At 43.0% G+C, this 19,187-nt stretch carries 18 protein-coding genes; 4 read left to right on the top strand and 14 right to left on the bottom strand.

Features of this window, described 5'->3' with window-relative positions:
* Positions 1 to 67: 67 nt before the first annotated feature.
* Both KPL72_RS08110 and KPL72_RS08105 read left to right on the top strand, forming a co-directional pair.
* The gene (locus tag KPL72_RS08110; RefSeq protein WP_219702414.1) at positions 68 to 2,530 is read left to right on the top strand and encodes a TonB-dependent siderophore receptor; all 2,463 of its coding nucleotides are present in this window, start codon (positions 68 to 70) and stop codon (positions 2,528 to 2,530) included.
* A 213-nt stretch (positions 2,531 to 2,743) separates the two neighbouring features.
* Entirely contained in the window at positions 2,744 to 4,078 is a 1,335-nt protein-coding gene (locus KPL72_RS08105) for an aminotransferase class I/II-fold pyridoxal phosphate-dependent enzyme (protein ID WP_219702413.1), read from the top strand.
* A gap of 116 nt (positions 4,079 to 4,194) precedes the next feature.
* Here KPL72_RS08105 and KPL72_RS08100 read toward each other — a convergent pair whose 3' ends face one another.
* The 4 genes from KPL72_RS08100 to KPL72_RS08085 all read right to left on the bottom strand — a co-directional run bounded on the left by KPL72_RS08100 (position 4,195) and on the right by KPL72_RS08085 (position 8,523).
* Positions 4,195 to 4,749, bottom strand: coding sequence for a cysteine hydrolase family protein (locus KPL72_RS08100; protein ID WP_219702412.1), 555 nt, complete (start codon positions 4,747 to 4,749; stop codon positions 4,195 to 4,197).
* Positions 4,750 to 4,804: 55 nt separating this feature from the next.
* Positions 4,805 to 5,173, bottom strand: coding sequence for a preprotein translocase subunit YajC (gene yajC, locus KPL72_RS08095; RefSeq protein ID WP_212917581.1), 369 nt, complete (start codon positions 5,171 to 5,173; stop codon positions 4,805 to 4,807).
* Positions 5,174 to 5,591: 418 nt separating this feature from the next.
* Positions 5,592 to 7,454: a methyl-accepting chemotaxis protein gene (locus KPL72_RS21425; protein ID WP_219702411.1), complete on the bottom strand. Its 1,863-nt coding sequence runs from the start codon at positions 7,452 to 7,454 to the stop codon at positions 5,592 to 5,594.
* Between the two features lie 175 nt (positions 7,455 to 7,629).
* Entirely contained in the window at positions 7,630 to 8,523 is an 894-nt protein-coding gene (locus KPL72_RS08085; protein WP_212917579.1) for a LysR family transcriptional regulator, read from the bottom strand.
* A gap of 158 nt (positions 8,524 to 8,681) precedes the next feature.
* On the opposite strand from KPL72_RS08085, the gene KPL72_RS08080 reads away from it, so the two are divergent.
* Positions 8,682 to 9,371, top strand: a complete 690-nt coding sequence (locus KPL72_RS08080; RefSeq protein WP_212917578.1) for a type 1 glutamine amidotransferase domain-containing protein — start codon at positions 8,682 to 8,684, stop codon at positions 9,369 to 9,371.
* A gap of 90 nt (positions 9,372 to 9,461) precedes the next feature.
* On the opposite strand, the gene KPL72_RS08075 is transcribed toward KPL72_RS08080, so the two are convergent.
* Positions 9,462 to 9,758, bottom strand: coding sequence for a Dabb family protein (locus tag KPL72_RS08075; protein WP_212917577.1), 297 nt, complete (start codon positions 9,756 to 9,758; stop codon positions 9,462 to 9,464).
* Positions 9,759 to 9,922: 164 nt separating this feature from the next.
* Between KPL72_RS08075 and KPL72_RS08070 the strand changes: the two genes are divergently transcribed.
* Positions 9,923 to 10,513, top strand: coding sequence for a LysE family translocator (locus KPL72_RS08070; protein ID WP_219702410.1), 591 nt, complete (start codon positions 9,923 to 9,925; stop codon positions 10,511 to 10,513).
* Between the two features lie 10 nt (positions 10,514 to 10,523).
* Here KPL72_RS08070 and KPL72_RS08065 read toward each other — a convergent pair whose 3' ends face one another.
* From KPL72_RS08065 to KPL72_RS08025, 9 genes are all read right to left on the bottom strand, one after another.
* The gene (locus tag KPL72_RS08065; protein WP_219702409.1) at positions 10,524 to 11,357 is read right to left on the bottom strand and encodes an AraC family transcriptional regulator; all 834 of its coding nucleotides are present in this window, start codon (positions 11,355 to 11,357) and stop codon (positions 10,524 to 10,526) included.
* Between the two features lie 53 nt (positions 11,358 to 11,410).
* Positions 11,411 to 12,217: an endo alpha-1,4 polygalactosaminidase gene (locus KPL72_RS08060; RefSeq protein ID WP_219702408.1), complete on the bottom strand. Its 807-nt coding sequence runs from the start codon at positions 12,215 to 12,217 to the stop codon at positions 11,411 to 11,413.
* 109 nt (positions 12,218 to 12,326) lie between these two features.
* Positions 12,327 to 13,175 (bottom strand): diaminopimelate epimerase, encoded by an 849-nt coding sequence (gene dapF, locus KPL72_RS08055; protein ID WP_219702407.1) that lies wholly within the window; start codon positions 13,173 to 13,175, stop codon positions 12,327 to 12,329.
* A gap of 17 nt (positions 13,176 to 13,192) precedes the next feature.
* The gene (locus KPL72_RS08050) at positions 13,193 to 13,825 is read right to left on the bottom strand and encodes a response regulator transcription factor (RefSeq protein WP_212917572.1); all 633 of its coding nucleotides are present in this window, start codon (positions 13,823 to 13,825) and stop codon (positions 13,193 to 13,195) included.
* Between the two features lie 23 nt (positions 13,826 to 13,848).
* The gene (locus KPL72_RS08045) at positions 13,849 to 15,204 is read right to left on the bottom strand and encodes a cache domain-containing protein (RefSeq protein ID WP_212917571.1); all 1,356 of its coding nucleotides are present in this window, start codon (positions 15,202 to 15,204) and stop codon (positions 13,849 to 13,851) included.
* A gap of 111 nt (positions 15,205 to 15,315) precedes the next feature.
* Positions 15,316 to 16,605 carry a TRAP transporter large permease gene (locus KPL72_RS08040; RefSeq protein ID WP_212917570.1) on the bottom strand — a complete coding sequence of 430 codons (1,290 nt, stop codon included), beginning with the start codon at positions 16,603 to 16,605 and terminating at the stop codon, positions 15,316 to 15,318.
* A 33-nt stretch (positions 16,606 to 16,638) separates the two neighbouring features.
* The gene (locus tag KPL72_RS08035; protein WP_212917569.1) at positions 16,639 to 17,178 is read right to left on the bottom strand and encodes a TRAP transporter small permease subunit; all 540 of its coding nucleotides are present in this window, start codon (positions 17,176 to 17,178) and stop codon (positions 16,639 to 16,641) included.
* A gap of 65 nt (positions 17,179 to 17,243) precedes the next feature.
* Complete coding sequence (locus tag KPL72_RS08030; RefSeq protein ID WP_219702406.1) at positions 17,244 to 18,329, bottom strand: TRAP transporter substrate-binding protein; 1,086 nt, start codon at positions 18,327 to 18,329, stop codon at positions 17,244 to 17,246.
* A gap of 151 nt (positions 18,330 to 18,480) precedes the next feature.
* On the bottom strand, positions 18,481 to 19,167 hold the full coding sequence (locus KPL72_RS08025; protein WP_219702405.1) for a GDSL-type esterase/lipase family protein: 687 nt from the start codon (positions 19,165 to 19,167) through the stop codon (positions 18,481 to 18,483).
* Between the last annotated feature and the right edge of the window lie 20 nt (positions 19,168 to 19,187).

Here is a 19,187-nt window from a genome sequence, read left to right as displayed (position 1 = left end):
TTTTCTTTTCAAGTGGCTTATTAGGTAGATAAAAAATAACCCAACGATTTTAAAAAAGGAGGTAGCTGTGGCTGCCCAAAGAGAACAGTTTTTGAAAACACCTTTCTTGAAAACACCTTTCTTGAAAACAAAGCGACACAACGCCATCAGCGCTGCGCTTCTCAGCACAAGCTTAATCCTTGGTGCGGGCGCTAGTTCATTTACTTTGGCGGAAAATGCCGGACAACAAGAAACCCGCCAACAAGTCTCTGTTCCCGCCGGAGATCTTGGTAAAACACTTACCGACATTGCGGTACGTCATCATATCGCGCTCTCTTTTGATCCGGCTCTAACTCAAGGACTCAAAAATGAGGCTGTTTCAGGTAACTTCTCTGCTCTGGAATTGATCGATGCCTTGCTACAAAACACCAATCTCATCATGACACCAAACCAAGACGGCACATACAGTCTCATGGATCAGAGCGATTACACTATGTCAGGCTTAGCGGTATCTGCCTCGCAAATTAACGACAGCGTACTGAGCGAATATAAGGGAGGGCAAATCGAATCCGGTGGCCGATTAGGCGTATTTGGTGAACAAGACAGTTCCAACGTTCCTTTTAGTGTGGTGTCTTATACCAACAAAGCCATCGAAGACCAGCAGCTAGAAAGCATTGCAGAAGTACTTGATAACGACGCTTCAGTTCAATCAGGGCATGGCTATGGTAACTACGCAGAAAAATTCATGATTCGTGGTTTTGAACTCGATAGCGACGCTATTTCCTACGGCGGACTCTATGGTATTTTGCCTCGCCAAGTCGTTTCTACTAACGCTGTAGAAAGCGTGCAACTACTAAAAGGCTCTAGTGCTTTCTTAAACGGTGTAACGCCTGGAGGAAGCGGCATTGGCGGCGCGATTAACCTTGAACCTAAACGCGCAGATGACGACCTAAATGCTGTGACACTAGATACAACAGCCGAAGGCCAAGTAGGTATTAGTGCAGATATAGCGCGACGTTTTGGTGATAAAAACCAATGGGGAATTCGTGTTAATGCATTACACCGCAATGGTGACAGCGCCATTGATGACGAAACTCGTGAAGAAACTTCCATCAGTGTTGGCGTGGACTATCAATCAAAAAAACTTAATGTTTCTACCGATATGGGTTACCAGAAACAAACCATCGACAGTGGGCGTTCTGTCGTTTATGCAGGCACCATCACGAAAGTTCCAACTGCTCCAGATGCAGAAACAAACTATGCGCCATCTTGGGCTAATTCTGAATTAGAAACCCTATATGGCATGGTCTCAGCAAATTATAAATTAAACCAAGATTGGACATTAAACGGCGCGCTCGGCGCTAATAAGAACAAAGAGTTCGGTGATTATTCGTCTCCCACCGTTAATAGTCTAAATGGTGACGCCACTGGCAGACGATTATCCGTGCCGTACGAATCTAATACTTTTTCCTCCTCTGTCAGCCTATTAGGCGATCTAACAACAGGAAAAGTAACTCATCAATTGAATCTTGCTTATTCAGGTTTTGTTAATAAAACCTATACAGCTTACACCATGTCTAACCCAACTTATGACACGAACATCTATAATCCGGTTGATATCGCTTATCCAGATACTGTTTTTGCTGATGGCAATATGGATGATCCAAATATTCGCTCTAAAACCGATACTAAAGGACTTTCTTTTGCGGATACGTTGGGCTTTATGGACGATCGCTTATTAGTGACTGCAGGTGTGAGATACCAAGAAATAAAAGCAAACAACTACAATTACGATGGTTCAATTGACACCTCTTACGATGATTCTGCCACGTCGCCTATTTATGGCATTGTCTACAAACCGACTGACGCCATCTCCTTGTACGCTAATCACATAGAAGCCTTACAAAAAGGCGAAAATGTCTCAACCAGTAGTAGCAACAACTACTCAAACGCAGGCGCAAGCTTGAAGCCTTATACCTCTAAGCAAAATGAGGTGGGGATTAAATTTGAAGATGGAACCTTAGGCGCGGGCGCTGCTCTTTTCGAAATAACCAAACCCGAAGCCTACGGTGAGGCAGGAAGCGCCTATGATTACTACGGCGAGCAACGTAACCGAGGCATTGAACTAAGCTTGTATGGTGAACCGTCGACAGGTCTGCGTATTAATACCTCGGCGACATGGTTAGACCCTAAACTAAAAGACACTCAAAACGGCACTAATGATGGCAACGACGCGGTTGGTGTTGCTAAGTATCGATTAGTACTTGGAGGCGAATATGACATTCGCTCGTTACAAGGTCTAACGCTAGGCGGAAAAGTCATTCGCAGCGGCCCACAATACTTGAATGCGAGCAATACATTAGAAGTCGATGCTTGGACACGATTAGACGTAAACGCACGTTATGTCTCTAAAATTGCTCAACAAGATATTACTTGGCGTTTAAACATCACCAACTTGATGAATGAAGGCTACTGGGCATCGGCAGCTGGCGGTTACCTAACACAAGGCAATCCACGCGAAATCAAATTATCCGTCTCCACCGAGTTCTAAATCACTCTCATAATCTTGTGATGTTAATCGCCGATAAAATTCATTCCAGTGGCGATTAGCATCACTCTTCACAAGAAAAGCCGTAAAACTCGCATCATTTTTTGAAATGACTAGACGACAAATCCTCGTATTGAATGTCCAAACAGTCAGTTTTTTATGAGGTAACATATTCTCACTAGAGAAGTTTACCGTCTTTAAAAGCTGAGCATAATAATGACCCTATCCTTTACAGATACAGCAACACCGATTAATTTTGACAAGGTCACTCACACGTTAAAAGAAGCCGCCATTCCATCTTTGGCGCGAGCTTCTATCCGTGAGCTTGTCGCACTAGTCAATCGCATTGAATCCGCGACAGGTGAAAAGTTTATCCGCATGGAAATGGGTGTGCCTGGCCTGCCTGCGCCCAGTATCGGCATAGAAGCAGAGATAGCAGCACTGCATCAAGGCGTGGCCTCTAAATACCCGATGCTAGAAGGTATTCCTCAGTTAAAGCAGGAAATTAGCCGTTTCTGTTCTTTATTTATGAATATCAACGTCAGCCCAACAGGCTGCTTTCCAACCGTTGGTTCAGCCCAAGGAGCCTTGGCGGCTTTTTTAGTCGGCAACCGTACAAAAGAGCAAGGCGCAACATTGTTTATTGATCCGGGCTTTCCAAACCAAAAACGCCAGCTTGATATGATAGGCCAACCTTGGGGTAGCTTTGATGTATACAATCATCGTGGCGCAGCGTTAAAACCAGAGCTAGAGAAGCATTTATCCTCAGGAAAATATGCCACCTTGCTTTATTCCAACCCAAATAATCCGGCTTGGATTTGTTTCAATGAAGAAGAGTTACAGATCATTGCCGAGGTGGCTAGACGATACGACGTTATTGTCATTGAAGATCTCGCCTATTTTGGTATGGATTACCGCGAAGACTATGCGACACCCGGTCAAGCCCCTTATCAGCCTAGCATTGCGCATTACACCGATCAGTACATTTTATTGATTTTAAGCTCTAAAGTGTTCAGCTATGCAGGCCAACGAGTAGCAAGTTTGGTTATTTCAGATGCACTTTACCAACAAGAGTTTGCAACCTTAAAAACGAACTTTGGACAAACACAGTTCGGCAAAGCCATTACCTTCGGCGCTATGGGAGGTTTATCCGCTGGCGTTACGCATTCGGCACAATATGGCTTAGCTGCAATGTTGAAGGCAGCCAATGATGGGGAATTGCCTTTTTTGAATCTTACTAAGGTTTATGAAAAACGCGCGGCCATCATGAAAAAGCTATTTATAGACCATGGTTTTGAAATGGTGTATTTCGAAGATAACGGCAAGGCGCTGAGCGATGGTTTCTATTTTACTTTCTCTTATCCAGGATTGGATGGAGACAGTTTATTAGAAGCGTTGCTGTACCATGGAATCAGCGCCATATCCTTGGTAAATACAGGTTCAGAAAGAGTGGAAGGCGCACGGGCTTGTGTATCCCAAGTGAAAGACGAACAACTAGCAGATCTTGAAAAACGCTTAAGTGCCTTTCAAGCACGTTTTCCCCCTGCTTAACGCTTTACTCCCATTGCTCGCGATGTTTTCGATTGAAGCGGAATTAATCAGTTTGAATCCTCTTCAATCGAAGACATCGCGTTCTTTTTTAAAGCTACGTTAACTATCGGACAGGCTCAAGAAAGCAGCGAAAACGCATAATCTTGACTAATAACTGTGGCGTATTCGCCATGCAAATTTGCCAATGACATAGCATGCACTTCATCTGCACTGCGCGATTGACCAAAGAAGTCATCTTTTTCAAAAGCAAAACAAGCACTGCCAACCACATACGTCTTAAAACCTAAATTCCCAGCACTTCGCACTGTCGATTCCACTGAATTATTCGTGCTGACGCCAACGACAACCAAGGCTTGCGCATCTTGTTCCCGTAGCCAAACATTTAAATCAGAATAGGTAAAAGCATCAGGGACCGATTTTTCAATGACTTTTTCATCGGCTAACGGCTGAAAGGCATCCTGAAACAACACACCTTCTTGTTCTGGCCAAAATAAAGATTCGGGCTCTGTCGACAAATGACGAACATGGACAATCGGTGCATGACTGGCACGCCAATGGGCTAATAGCTCTGCAATTTCATGTTCCGCATTTGGGTTATTGCGTTCGCCCGCTTGTGGCCAAGACATGCCTTGCTGCATATCGATGATCATCAATACTACTGATTTAGTCATCGTCACTCCTTTATTTAAACATCTTGGGATTAACTGTCCTTGAGCTTACGTGTCTTTAAACTTCAGCGTTTTTAACTTCAGAATCCGATTTTGCTTTTTCATCAATACGATTTTCAAGCGCCTGCAATCGCTTCTGCTGATTACGTAATTTAAAAAAGAAAACCACTAACGCCATACACAACAAGAAAGTTAAATTACCCAAGAAATTCACACGATATTCTAACGACTTAACATGCGCTATTTTGGTCGAAAGTGATTGGTAATCACCTAGAGACGCAGTGGATAACTGTAAAATGGCCACACTTCGCTCTAAATCAAAAACAGTTTGAGCTAGCTTTTGCTGATCTTCTGGCATGGTTTGCGCGGCCATAGAAACCGATACAAAACCACCAAGAAATAGACATAAGAGCAATCGATATAACATAAGTAGTCCCTAAAATAGTGTCAGATTGATATCTGCATAATAACGGCATCGCAGCCCTAATAGCTAGGGAAGGTGCGAATAAGTCTACTAAGCCTCAGTCTTTCAGAGAAATCGTCAGATAAGGCGCGGCTCTGAAGGAATGTAGGTACCTTTCAAAGAGTCGCAACGACATGTGGCCTGTTACTTTTAATAGTAAGCTCTGAAAGACCCGCAGGGCATGGTCTAAAAGCCTGTATTCTTTGTTGAGCACCTCGAAAATAGAACCACTATTCACATTCGGTACTCGTCTCGAATAACAGGCTTTTATCAACATGCTGAGGCAAGAGGACTTGTTCGCACCTTCCCTAGGCCTGCGATCACAGGTTACAGATACTAATAGTGATTCTACTTTAATCGACATTAAGCCACGATTACTGAGTCACACTTTAAATATTGAAATACTACGGTTCAACGATTCAGCTTGATCTGCAATAGCCTGACTCGCCTTAGAGTTCAACGCGACAGATTCTGACGTGTCTTCCGTGATTTCACGTATTGTGTCGACGTTTTTACTAATCTCGTTGGCTGCGATGGTCTGCTGTTCAATTGCGGTTGATACAGAGCCCGCCATTGCCGAGATTTCTTCTACATCAAGAATAATTTGCTCAAGTACAGTTCCAGTAGTCGCCGCTTCATCACGACTTAACACACCATCATGACGGCAATTTTCCATCAGCGCCACAATGCCTTTGGTGCGCTCTTGCAAGGTGACAATAATGTCAGAAATTTCTTCCGTGGCAGAATGAGTTCGACTTGCCAATGCACGTACTTCATCGGCAACAACAGCAAAGCCTCGGCCTTGCTCACCCGCTCGAGCGGCTTCAATCGCGGCATTAAGCGCCAGTAAGTTGGTCTGCTCAGCGATACCTTGAATAACGTTCAACACCGTGCCAATGCTTTCGCTTTCTTTTGCTAATGCACTGACGGTTTCGACAGAGCCTTCCAGTCTGTCTGAAAGCTGACGAATACGATCAATCGCAGAGTTCACTTTAGACTGCCCTTGTCGTGCATTTTCTTGCGTTGAATGAGCCTTCGCCGCAGCCATTTCCATACTGCGAGAAATATCTTCCACTGTGCCCACCATTTCAGTGACAGACACCGCCACCATATCAGTTTCCGCTCTCTGCTTCTGCGCATCATCTGAGGTTCTGGCTGCATTTTGCGACAACTGAATTGTCGTGCTATTCATCTCTTGTACAGTGAGGTTTGCGTTAGCAATGACGCTACTAAAATCCGTCAACATATCGTTAATACTGGCAGCCACAAAACCAATCTCATCTTTCGCCGGCAAATCGACACGTAAACCAATATTGTGAGTGGTTTGAATATTTCGCATCGTTGTTTGGATGGTATTCAATGCCGAATTGATCGTACGATTAATAATCCACGCAACAAACACTCCAACAACAATGATGACGCCACAAAGAATAGTTGTCATCATCATGGCAAAGGATGTTTTGGCTTGAATAACCGACGTTAACTGAGCTTCCAGTGAATCGAGTGCCGTTTCGGTTTTATGGATAGACTCACGCATTGCCAGTAGTTTGCCTTCTTTACTGGTCAAACCTAAGGCTTTTTTGCCATCCGCATATTGGTTAAAGCCTGTTCGATATTGTTCGGAAAGAGATATTAATAGCTGAATCTTATCTGCTGGCAGTGAGCCACTGCGTAAGTTACTTTCTAACTGATCTAAGGTTTTATTAAAAGAGGTAATATATTTAGGATTACTGCGCAACATAAAGTCTTTTTCATGTCGACGAAGCTGCAACATAGTCACAAGTAACGCATCTTGGTTCAGGGCTGATAACTCGCTTTCAATATTATGTACCGCTCCACGAAGCTGACCTTGCAGTCCCGTCTCTGGTGTTAGGCCCAATTCTTTAGAAGCCGTCACAACAGAGGTAAAATCTGTCTGATACTCTTTAAAATCGTCGGTAAGTTCCAGCAAAGTATTAGTATCGACAGCAAACTCATTCATTACGCTTTCAAGTAATGTTTGATCTGCAAAAAGAGAAGTCATTGTCTCGTTGAATTTTACTTCATAAGAAAGGTCAAGACGCGCCAGAAAATCTTTTTCATTACGACGTAAGGTCAGCATATTCACTTGTTGGTGTACGACAAGATTCTTGGCATAGTTTAGCTTTTCTAGATTGCTCTGCGTATTATAAAAAAGCCCTAACATGGCGACGAGCGCAACAACTAACAAGACGGTATTTAAAATTAATTTATGTTTAATGAGCACAATTGGCTCCTATCATTAAAAAGAAAACGATCCTTTACTTACACTAAAATTAATTCCATCTACCTATATGATAATTCATAAAAAACGGAAGATCCTCGATTCGCACAATTCCATAATAAACGTCACAGGAAATAACAAAGCTAACCGAGGTTTGTTACAGAAAAATATCTGCTCATCAAAACTTCGCAAAAGATGTTTTTAAAAAATCCAGCAACAAGCGCAACTTTTTAGACTCTGCGGTTCCGGGCGGAAAAACCGCGTAAACATCAATGCCTGTGCATTTATAATCCGGTAAAATTCGTTCTAAACTACCATTAGCAATACGCGGTAACGCGTCGTACATGGGAATGCGTCCTATGCCGTTACCGCCTTCTAAAAATATTGTCCTCGCTGCCGCATTGTTGGTACTCACCGCGCCATGCACAGACAAGCTAAACGACTTAGAACCTTGGCTAAGGTGTACGGTATTTGCTGCGGGCGTATAGACCACCCAATCATGGTCATAAAGTTCTTCGGGCTTAGTTGGTCTGCCGCGACGGCGAAAATACTCTGGCGAGCCACACAAGCAGGTCTCAAAGGTCTTTAACTTGCTGGCTTGCAAACCAGAATCTAATAAGGGCGCACCTCGAATTGCCAGATCAACACCGTCTTTGATGATATTAACTACTTCATCACTTAGGGAAACATTCAATTCTATTAAAGGATAAAGCCTCCGAAATTCATTCAGCGCGGGCACAATTACTTGCAAGCCCAAATTGACTGGACAAGAGATCTTCAACTTCCCTTCTGGCTCTTGTTTGGCTTTTTCTATCTGTCGGTTCGCTTCGTGAGCTTGAAAAGCAATGGCTCGGCAACGCTGATAATAAGCTTCGCCCGTTTCGGTCAATGACAAAGATCGAGTAGTACGATTCAGCAGTTTTACGCCAAGCTGCTCTTCTAGCTTTTTTAGGTGATAACTCACCACGCCACGGGAAATCCCCATGAATTTGGCGGCGGCCGTTAAACTGCCTTGCTCCACTACTTGGGCAAACACCACCATACTTTTTAACTGTTCAAAGGAGACTTCCATAGTGACGACTCTTTTATATAGATAACGGGAAACCAGATTAATTGTATCAATTATTAGATCAATGAAGTCAAAAATAACTCCATTACACTCATTCGATTAATTAGATAGACTAATCACAAGTTAATAACACAACTCATTCAAACATTTAGGAGCCTCTTATGAGCAGCAAAAAAATTCTAGTCGTACTTACTTCCCATTCGGATCTGGGCGACACAGGTCACAAAACAGGTTTTTGGGTAGAAGAATTCGCTGCACCTTATTACGCATTTCTTGATGCTGGCGCAGAAATCACTGTCGCTACGCCAAAAGGCGGCCAAGCGCCAATTGATCCAAACAGCACAGCGCCAGATGCACAAACCGAGGCAACTGAACGCTTCTATAAAGATCAGGCTGCGCAAGACGTAATTGCTAACACAGTCAAATTGAGCGATATGAAACAAGAGGACTTCGATGCCATCTTTTACCCGGGCGGCCACGGTCCACTTTGGGATCTGACTGAAAACAAAGAGTCTATTGCCTTGATCGAAAGCTTTATTAAAGCCGACAAGCCAATCTCTTCTGTCTGTCACGCACCAAGCGCTTTCTTGAACATCAAAGACGCAGACGGTGAGTACTTCATTAAAGGCAAAACCGTCACTGGCTTTACTAACAGTGAAGAAGCGGCTGTGCAATTGACAGAAGTTGTGCCTTTCTTGTTAGAAGATGAAATGAAAAAACGCGGTGCAGATTACAAAAACACGGCGGATTGGACACCATTTGCGGTTCAAGACGGTTTAATGATCACAGGTCAGAACCCTGCCAGCTCTGAACTAGTGGCTGAAAAACTATTGGCTCACTTAAATAAATAAGCCCTACTAGCCAATTGGTGAAAGTATAAAAAAACCGTCTCAAGATAACTTGAGGCGGTTTTCTGTTTTATCGTCAGTGAAACTAAGGCGTTATAACGCGTAATCGAAAACAATAATGTCTTCTAAAATCGGCCCTAGTTGCGCTTTTAATACTTCGTGTTCTGGATGAGGAATATAAGCATCACGTGCAGCTTCGTCCACAAAGGTCATAAACACACAATGGGTATACTCTTTATTGCGCCCTTCTGGACTGTTGTTTAAGCCCCATTCAACCGATTCAATGCCATCGATCTTGCTCTTAATTTTCTCGAAGTTAGCCATAGACGTTGCGATATCCGCCGCGGTCGCTTGCTCTTTGTACTTGATAAACAATACATGTCGAATCATAAGGACTCCTGTTTAAATAAATGATTTAACAAAATCATACTCCGCTCCTCCAACGAAAAACATGCGAACAGTAAACAATCCTTAAAAGGTCAATTTTGTTCAATACGCCAAGATCCTAAAAAACGATAGTGAACGCCTGTTGATTATTTTCTTAGGAACATCTGATGACTTTCTCTTTAATCATTTCTATGTCTTTGTTTGCCTTAGCGGCGTCTTTGTCACCAGGCCCGGTGAACCTTGTCTCGCTAAGTGGCAGCGCTCGCTATGGAATCAAAACGGGGCTTATTTTTGTAACGGGAGCGACGCTCGGTTTTATTGTGCTGTTTTTGCTGATCGGCTTTGGGCTACATTACTTAATCGACCAATTAAGCTGGATCACCCAAGTGCTGCAATGGTTCGGTATCGCCTTTCTGCTGTATCTGAGTTATCAGTTATTCACCGACAATGGCGAGCTAAATTCCGACAAACATAGCAAGGCGCCAACCTTTATGACAGGTGCCATTATGCAATGGCTAAATCCAAAAGCATGGCTAGCCTCGCTGTCTGGCATTGCGGCCTATACTCCCAATGCGGAAGCAACCGAGGTGATCATCTTTGCGAGTCTATATTTGCCAATTTGCTGGCTGTCTTTGGGAATTTGGGTGTGGATAGGAAAAATACTCGGACAGTATTTTCAAAGCCCCGACAAAATGCGCTTAATGAATAAAACCTTGGCGATATTACTGGCAGGTAGTTGTGTGATGATTCTAGTCTAACTGACCTTACCTAAGAAGAAACTGAACGGCGATACTGATCTGGTGTTGCCGCTACTCGCTGTTTAAACGCGCGCTGAAAGTGCGCTTGATCACTAAAGCCAATCGTCTGTGCCACATCAACAATGGCTTGACCTTGCTTTAAGGCTTGCTGGCCCAGTTGAATACGACGATTCAAACGATAAGCATGTGGCGTCATATTAAAATGGCGCTTAAACGCACGAACCAAATAACCAGTACTGAAACCAAATTCAGTACTGATTTGCTCAATCGAGGTATCGTGCAAACAGTATTGATTCAAATAGTCCGCCACTTGATATAAGTTATTCACAGGCAAAGCTGTGGAAAATTCGATGTTATTCGCATCCAACTCCGTGAACAAGTCCACCAGCACCGCTTCTAGCCTTTGGCCTTTTTCTATAGACGAAAAATGAGTAGCCATTAGACATTCACATACTTCTACAAATGCCTGATAAGCCTGAGCTGACAATAAGGTATCACCCAGAGTATCTCGCCAAGTTTGAGCTTCTCTAATGCCATGGGCGAACAATAAGGACGCTAACCAATCCTTGTCTAAATGCATCATGTAATAAGCCCAAGGAGAATCTTGACGAGGATTACAAGCATGAACCACATCTGGATTCATCATCACCAAAGCCCCCCACTCAACGCCGTGTAAGCGATCCGCACAGCGGAATTCGCTCTGGCCTTGCAGAATGGCACCAATCGACCACTCTTGATGAGAATGTGGCGCATAGCTAACATTTCTGCCATCCAATACTTGGCGAAGCTCTACATAAGGCAAAGCCGGATCTCGCCAAAACATCGGATGGGTAGAAGGTGTCATTTTATCGTCCTATCAATCAAGCTGTTTATGCCAAATAGTTTATGACAAACAATTTATGGCAAGCAACTCATACGAAATTTATCATCCAACGTCACAGGCAAAACCAAAGTACTAAATTTTAACGTCAAAGATTGTTTACACATAGCACTTCGTTGCGCTTCATCATCCACATAAATCTCACGATATTCTGCGTTTAGTACAGGCTTACCTTTACTAATGAAGGCTTCATATGAGCGACATTCAGAGTATTCGAAACATTGCTCGTTGACGGCAAAATCAAAATCATCGACTAAAGCACGAATCTGATCTGGGTCGTTTTTGAGCCCAATCGCCAAGCCTCTTTTATGAGCTTGAGCGGCAAGAAAGCGATTGAAATCTAGCTGATCATTACGGTGAAAATAGAATCCAGTGTTAGTTCTGTAGCTGTCTACATTGTCTGGCTCAACGCCATCACAACCTTTTTCAGCAGCTAAATCAAGACGACGGGACAACACTTCACGAACATGCTTAGAGCGAATATCTAACCAACGTTCATTGTCCCAACCACTTAAGGTTTTGCCCAAATATTTGGTAGCAAAGTCTGTTGCATCAGGTCGCCAATCTTCGTATGAACCAGCAGAGAAATAACAAATAACTTTTTTACCCGATGCTTGCAGGCGTTGAATCAGCTCAACAGACGAATCAAATAAATCAATGTCGTATAAGTCCACGTCATAACCTTCGTTAACGACGCCATCGAGCTGCCATTGCCAGGTCACGGAAACCGGTGGACGATACCAATCATCCGCCGCATAAAGAGGGGAAAAGAGAGACGAAAGCAACACACACAACACAGGGAATGGAAAAAATAGAACGCGCATAGTGGACTCCATATGCTCAAAAGGCTAAAAAGCCCGCGACAGGTCTTGCCGCAAGCACCCACTCTACTCTGTTATGAGGTGAAAGGCTCTCAATCTAATGGCTTAGATTCTAGTGGAACAGCTGAGACAGGCACTCATTAGAAATACTGCCATGACAAACAGATGTCACGCCACCACTCATACTGACCCGAAAATCGTCGCTAATTTCAATATCTATCTGGCCACCCGGCATCATCACCTTGATGGACGAGTCACATAAACCTAACTTGTATGCCACTGCAGCGGCTGCACAACTGCTGCTGCCAGATGCTAACGTATAACCAGCGCCACGCTCCCAAATTTCGATCACAATATGATTACGATCAATCACTTGCATAAACTGCACATTGGTTCGATTAGGGAAATTGGGATGTGTCTCAATCAAGGGACCAAACTCTTTTGCCATGGTTTCAGTTGGCGACTCAGCCAAGATAACGCAATGGGGATTGCCAATGGTGACAGCGCTATAGATGTGATTCAGACTCATCACATTAAGGTTTTCTAACAAGACTTCGCGAGGTTCACCCCAAACTGGAATGTCTTGGCTAAAAAAAGACACTTTGCCCATTTCCACATCCACTCGCTGTCCATTGTCAGACACTTGTGCTTTGACCACGCCACCTTTGGTTTCAATAGTAAAAGGTTTGTCTTTCACCAAGCCTTGGTCCCATAGTGAACGACAAAAAATTCGTAAGCCATTACCGCTTTTCTCTGCTTCGCTGGCATCTGGATTAAAAATACGTAACCCAAAGTCTGCAATATTTGAAGGAAATGGACCGACCAATACGCCATCTGACGCTACACCATAATGTTTATGGCAAATATTTTTAATGATCAAAGCGGCAGGCTCATCAGGAAACTCATCTGGTGAGACCACTAAATACACATTTCCTAGCGCATGGTACTTACGAAAATCCATTGCCTTACTTCCTTTGGCTATTCAATTAACTGATTGGCTAAAGCGTATTTTATCAAGCCGGCAGAGGTATGAATATCCAACTTGTTTTTAATATTTTGTCGATGGGTTTCGGCAGTTCTCACACTGATATTCAAGGATTGGCCGATTTCTTTATTAGATAAGCCTGCCGCCAAAGCTTTCAATACAGCAACTTCTCGCTTAGTTAAGTCATCCGACTGCTTGGGAGAAGCGCCCAATGAAAACAGTGAATCAGACGCTCCTGAGCTAAAATAAGTACCGCCTTGATGCACGGTATTAATGGCTTGTACTAATTCTTCTGAAGACACGTCTTTTAACACGTAGCCATTCGCACCAGACTGAATCAGCGACAAAATATACTCTTTGTCATTATGCATACTCAGCATCAAGATTTTCACATTGGGCTGTTCTGCTTTAAACCGCTTGGTCGCCTCTAACCCATTTAAAACGGGCATAGAAACATCCATAAGAACCAAATCTGGCTGGGTTTCTTTGGCTTTTTCTAAGGCATCCAATCCATTCGATGCGGTTGCTATAATGTCGATATTGCCTTCTAACTCCAAGCGAGCTTGAAGACCATCTAACACCAACATGTGATCATCGACTAAAATTAATCGGATATTTTTTGTCATTATTGTCACGCTTTCCTAACTGATTACAATCTTTGTTCAAGAGGCAATAACGCATGCACTGTCGTGCCTTTGCCGCGCTGTGATTCCAACATAAAATCACCACCAATTAACTCAATTCGCTCACGCATATTAATTAAACCAATCCCGGAAGACAGCTCTGATTTTTTCGAGAAACCATCACCATCATCCACACACTCAAACATTACATGTCGGTGAGATTGCAATACTTGTAGCGATATATTCTTAGCTTGCGCGTGCTTTTCAATATTAGTCAAAGATTCTTGAGTAAGACGATAAACCGTAATTTCTATTTCATCTGGTAATTTAGAGGATACATCAAAACGATATATAACCTGGATTTCCGTTCGCTCCATAAATTGATCAATTAGGGCCTGTAACGCCGTATCCAAACCTAAATCATCCAACAAGGTTGGCCGTAAATTATGGGAAATCTGCCGAACTTCGCTGATAGTTTGATTGATCAAGTCACTCGCTTTGGCTAATTCCTGATGAATCACCTCTTTTCCATGGTCACGCTTTAATTTATTTTCCGCTAGCTCTATTCGAAACTTACAACTCACTAGTAACTGATTAATACCATCATGAAGCTCACGGGAAAATCCGCGCCTTTCATTCACTTGCAAACGCATAAAGCGCTGAGCCAGCTCTTTTAATCTTGAGTCCGCCAATTTATGCTCATGAAGATTAATCGCCAAGCCTAATAAAATTACCAGTACTACGGTGACCACAACCACGGCAATTACGGTAAAGAAACTACGCTGAATGTTATCATTCATGATGGCTTTAGTTTTTGCCAACTCGGCGTAGATATCATCAAGATACAGCCCGGTGCCCATGATCCAATTCCATCGATCAATGGCGACAACGTACCCAATTTTATCTTCTTGCTTCATTAATGGCGGCTTTTCCCAAATATATCTATGGTAACCACCACCCGCTTGAGCCGCGCGAATTAAGCCTTGGATCAAGAAATTTCCCGAGCGATCCTGAAAGTTCCATAGGTTTTTACCAATGAAGTCCGGTTGCTTAGGATGGACTAGATTCACCCCAGACATTTCATAAGCAAAGAAATAACCATCGTCTTCGAAACTCAAGCCAGCCAGGATTTTTTTCACCTGAGACTGTGCTTCAGCATCATCTAACTGTTTATTTTCTAGCACAGGACGAATCGCTGACATGGCAATATTAACGTGATTTTTCAAAGCTAATTTTTTAGCATCTACTAAATTGTATTCATAAATAGATAGCTCTTGCGACGCCAGCTCACGAGCAGATTGAAAACCCAGATAAGTAATGATTGCTGTAGCGACAATTAAAGGCGCAACAGCAAGTAAAATAATTTTACTTTTTAACCCCACAACAAAAGACCTTTTTTTATTATTTTCAGAGAGCCAAACTGTTTAGTCTTCCTAAAATAACAAAAAAGCGGGTAAAAACCCGCTTTATTTTATATCTTAGCGTCTAAGTAATTAACCCATTCCATACCATTCAGGAAAGACCATAATACTTGCCAGAACTAGAATCTGAATCAAAATAAAGGGTATAACGCCTTTATAAATATCCATTGTCCGTATCGAACTGGGTGCAACCCCTTTTAAATAGAATAGACTAAAACCAAAGGGCGGGGTTAAAAACGACGTTTGTAAATTCATCGCGATCAAGATCGCGAACCACACCATATTGACACCCAATGCTTCGGCAACAGGAGCCAAAATAGGCACGATGATAAACGCAATCTCAACGAAGTCGATAAAGAAGCCCAAGATCAAGATGGCGACCATCGCCAAGATGATAAAGCCCCATTTTTCACCAGGAAGATTTAATAACACTTCTTCAACAATCGCATCGCCACCTGTGTAACTAAACGCCATAGAGAAGGCTGTTGCACCCATCAAGATAGCAAATACCATTGCCGTAACTTTTACCGTTTCCAAGCCACTGTCATAAAGCATTTTCCAGCTAAATTGACGGTAAATAAGCGCCAATACAATCGCGCCCATGCCGCCTAACGCAGAAGACTCAGTCGGTGTGGCAATCCCTGTAAAAATAGAACCCAATACGATCAATACCAAGGCAAGTGGCGGGATAATCGCTTTTAACGCGCTACGAATTTGCTGTGCACGGGTTTCATTATCCAAATCCTGTGGCATAGCTGGGGCTAGCTCAGGCTTTAAGAAGGTCAAGATCAGGATATAAACAATGTAGCAACCAATCAGCACCATGCCAGGAAACAAGGCTGCATGAAAAAGGTCACCGACTGGAATACCTAGAACATCACCTAAGATAATCAAGATAATCGATGGTGGAATAATTTGACCCAAGGTACCAGACGCACAAATCGTGCCGCAGGCTAAAGATTTACTGTATTTATATTTCAGCATCACAGGCAAGGAAATTAGTCCCATTGCCACCACACTCGCGCCAACCACACCGGTTGATGCAGCTAATAACGCACCCACTAAAATAGTCGAAATCGCCAAGCCGCCGCGAACACCACCAAACAGTTTGCCCATGGCTTCTAATAATTGTTCTGCTAACTTAGTCTTTTGTAACACTATGCCCATAAATACAAACAAAGGCACCGCCATCATAACGGTATTTTCCATGTAGCTTTGAATGCGGAACGGCATAAAAGCAAACATATCAAAACCTTCGGCAAAGACGCCGAAAATCAAGGCCACACCACCAAAGGTAAAGGCCACAGGGAACCCCAGTAAAAGCAATACTAGGGCAACAAAAAACATGATTATTCCAATCATAAATAACCTATAAGCTTAAAATGGAGACAAGAATTAATGTTGAATAGGCGGATGTGAAAAACCTTCTTCACTCACACCACGCAGCACATTGATGCAGCGAATAATCATTCCTAATCCACTGATCGCCATAGAGAAAAAGGCAACAGGAATAACCGCTTTAATAATCCAACGATAAGGCAAACCACCGGGATCACCACTGGTTTCACCAAGGGCATAGGCCTCATGCGCAAAACCCACTCCGTAATAACCGACTAACAAGGTAAAAGGCATTAGAAACACGACACAACCAAACAAATCTATCCAAGCTTTACCGCGGATAGAGAGGTTTTCGTAGATCAAATCTACACGTACATGGCCACCATGCTGAATACCGTAAGGAATGCCTAATAAGAAAATCGCAGCGTATAAATGCCACTCCAACTCTTGCATACCAATCGACACATCGTTAAAGGCATAGCGCATCAGAACGTCGTAAAAAACGTTAAATAACAAGCCAATAAATAATATGGTGGAGAGGATTCCCAATAGATTCGAAAAACGAGTGATACCTCGTTCTAGGGTGATTAATGACATGACAAACTCCTAGAAAAGACAAAGGGCGAGGTCATACTCAGTATTCACTCGCCCTGTCAGAGGTTTTATTGATCTAAACGGTCAACGCTTTCAAGATAAGCGCGATCAGAAATGTTCGACCAAACTCGTGCTGTTTTCATGTACGCAGCCTGAGAGTCGATAATTTCTTTCGCCAATGGATCTTTCGCCGCTTCTTCCGTCAAAAGTTCGTCGTTGGCTTTTTTCATTGCGTTCAGAACAGGTTGTGGGAAGGTTTTAACCTGAATATCTGGGTACTCAGATTTCATCGTCGCCCAGTTCACACCACTTTCATGGTAGCTCTGAATATACATATCATAAGCCGACACCTTCATAGCTACGCGTAGAATTTCACGAAGATCGTCTGGTAACTTTTTCCAAGTTCGTTCGTTCACAAGGAACTGAAGTTCCGTTGCTGGCTCATGCCAACCTGTGTAGTAGTAAGGCGCAATTTTGTGGAAACCCATACGCAAATCAAGTGAAGGACCAACCCATTCAAGCGCATCAATCGTATTACGCTCAAGCGCTGTGTATAGCTCTCCAGGTGGAATATTGGTTGGTTTTGCTCCTAGTTTTGCTAATACTTCGCCAGCAAAACCTGGAATACGCATTTTCAGACCTTGTAAGTCCTCAACAGAATTGATCTCTTTTCTGAACCATCCGCCCATCTGTACGCCAGTATTACCACCAGGAAAGGACAACAAACCAAATGGTTGATAGACTTTTTCCATCAACTTCATGCCATCACCATAGTAGAACCAGCCGTATTGCTCTGGCGCGGTCATACCAAAAGGCATGGTAGTGAAATAAACGGTATTAGGGACTTTACCTTTCCAGTAATACGACGCGGAGTGGCCTAGGTCGTATTGGCCAGAACGCACCATATCAAACACCCCCAAAGGCGCTTTATGTTTGTTAGCAGAATCTATGGTGATTTTAAGGCGGCCGCCAGACATTTCTTCAGCAATACGAACCATGTTTCTTGGTGCATCACCAAAGATAGGAAAGTTCGTCGCCCAAGTTTCGGCCATTTTCAATTTATAGACTTTTTCCGCTGCGATAGCAGGCAAAGAGAAGGCGCTTAATGCCACTGCGGTTGCAGCAACAAGAGTTGTAAGTTTTAAGGATTTCATCGTTTTTATCATCCTGTAGTTTTATTTTTTATTATTTAAGGTAGATCAAGAATGATAATCGCGCGTATAGAAAGTGCAAACAATTCGTACGAATACCGACCTAAAAATCGGCAACTACGTAGACGACTAGGTATTAATACTTATATGTAAATCAAAGTTTTTCATCGCTAAATCGATATTCTTCCATTAATTCAACGACATAAGGTTCTATTGCATCGGCAAAAATCTGATATTGACTGGCATTAGGATGCAAAAAATCATTCATAACATCACTGGTAATTCGCCCTTCATCATCCAAAAACACAGAATTGATATTGCGAAAAAAGACGTTTTTATCGTCGGCAAATTGACTAATAATTTGATTAACTTCCTCATTCAGCACTCTAAGCTTTTGCATGGGTTTCGCACTACGGGGAAAAATCGCCAACAGCAAAATTTTGGTCTGCGGTAACTTTTCCGCCAGTACTGACAAAATAGTTTGAATACCAAGTGCTGTGTCTTCTGCTTTGTCCATGCGGTGTCCCGCATTGTTGGTTCCAATCAACAAAACCAACAACTTAGGCTGAATATTATCGATTTCCCCATGAGCCAGTCGCCACAAAACGTTCTCAGTTTTATCGCCATTGAACCCTAAATTCAGTGCATGCCTTGGTTGATAAAAAGCCTGCCAAACATCCGCGCCCTCTTTCTCCCAAGCTTGTGTGATGGAATCCCCAAGAAACACCAGATCCACTCGCTCCATGGCATTCTTTTCAGCTAATTTTTCTTCATGACGAGGCAACCACCAAATAGTTTCTTGTGGAGCCGATTGCAAGGCCAGTGGCAATTTCTTTGTCATCGTGTTCGCCTCTTTCATAA

Source organism: Marinomonas lutimaris (genome assembly GCF_019426345.1).
Lineage (GTDB): Bacteria > Pseudomonadota > Gammaproteobacteria > Pseudomonadales > Marinomonadaceae > Marinomonas > Marinomonas lutimaris.
Note: the sequence above shows the minus strand (reverse complement) of the source record. Positions and strands in the feature narration are given on the sequence as shown.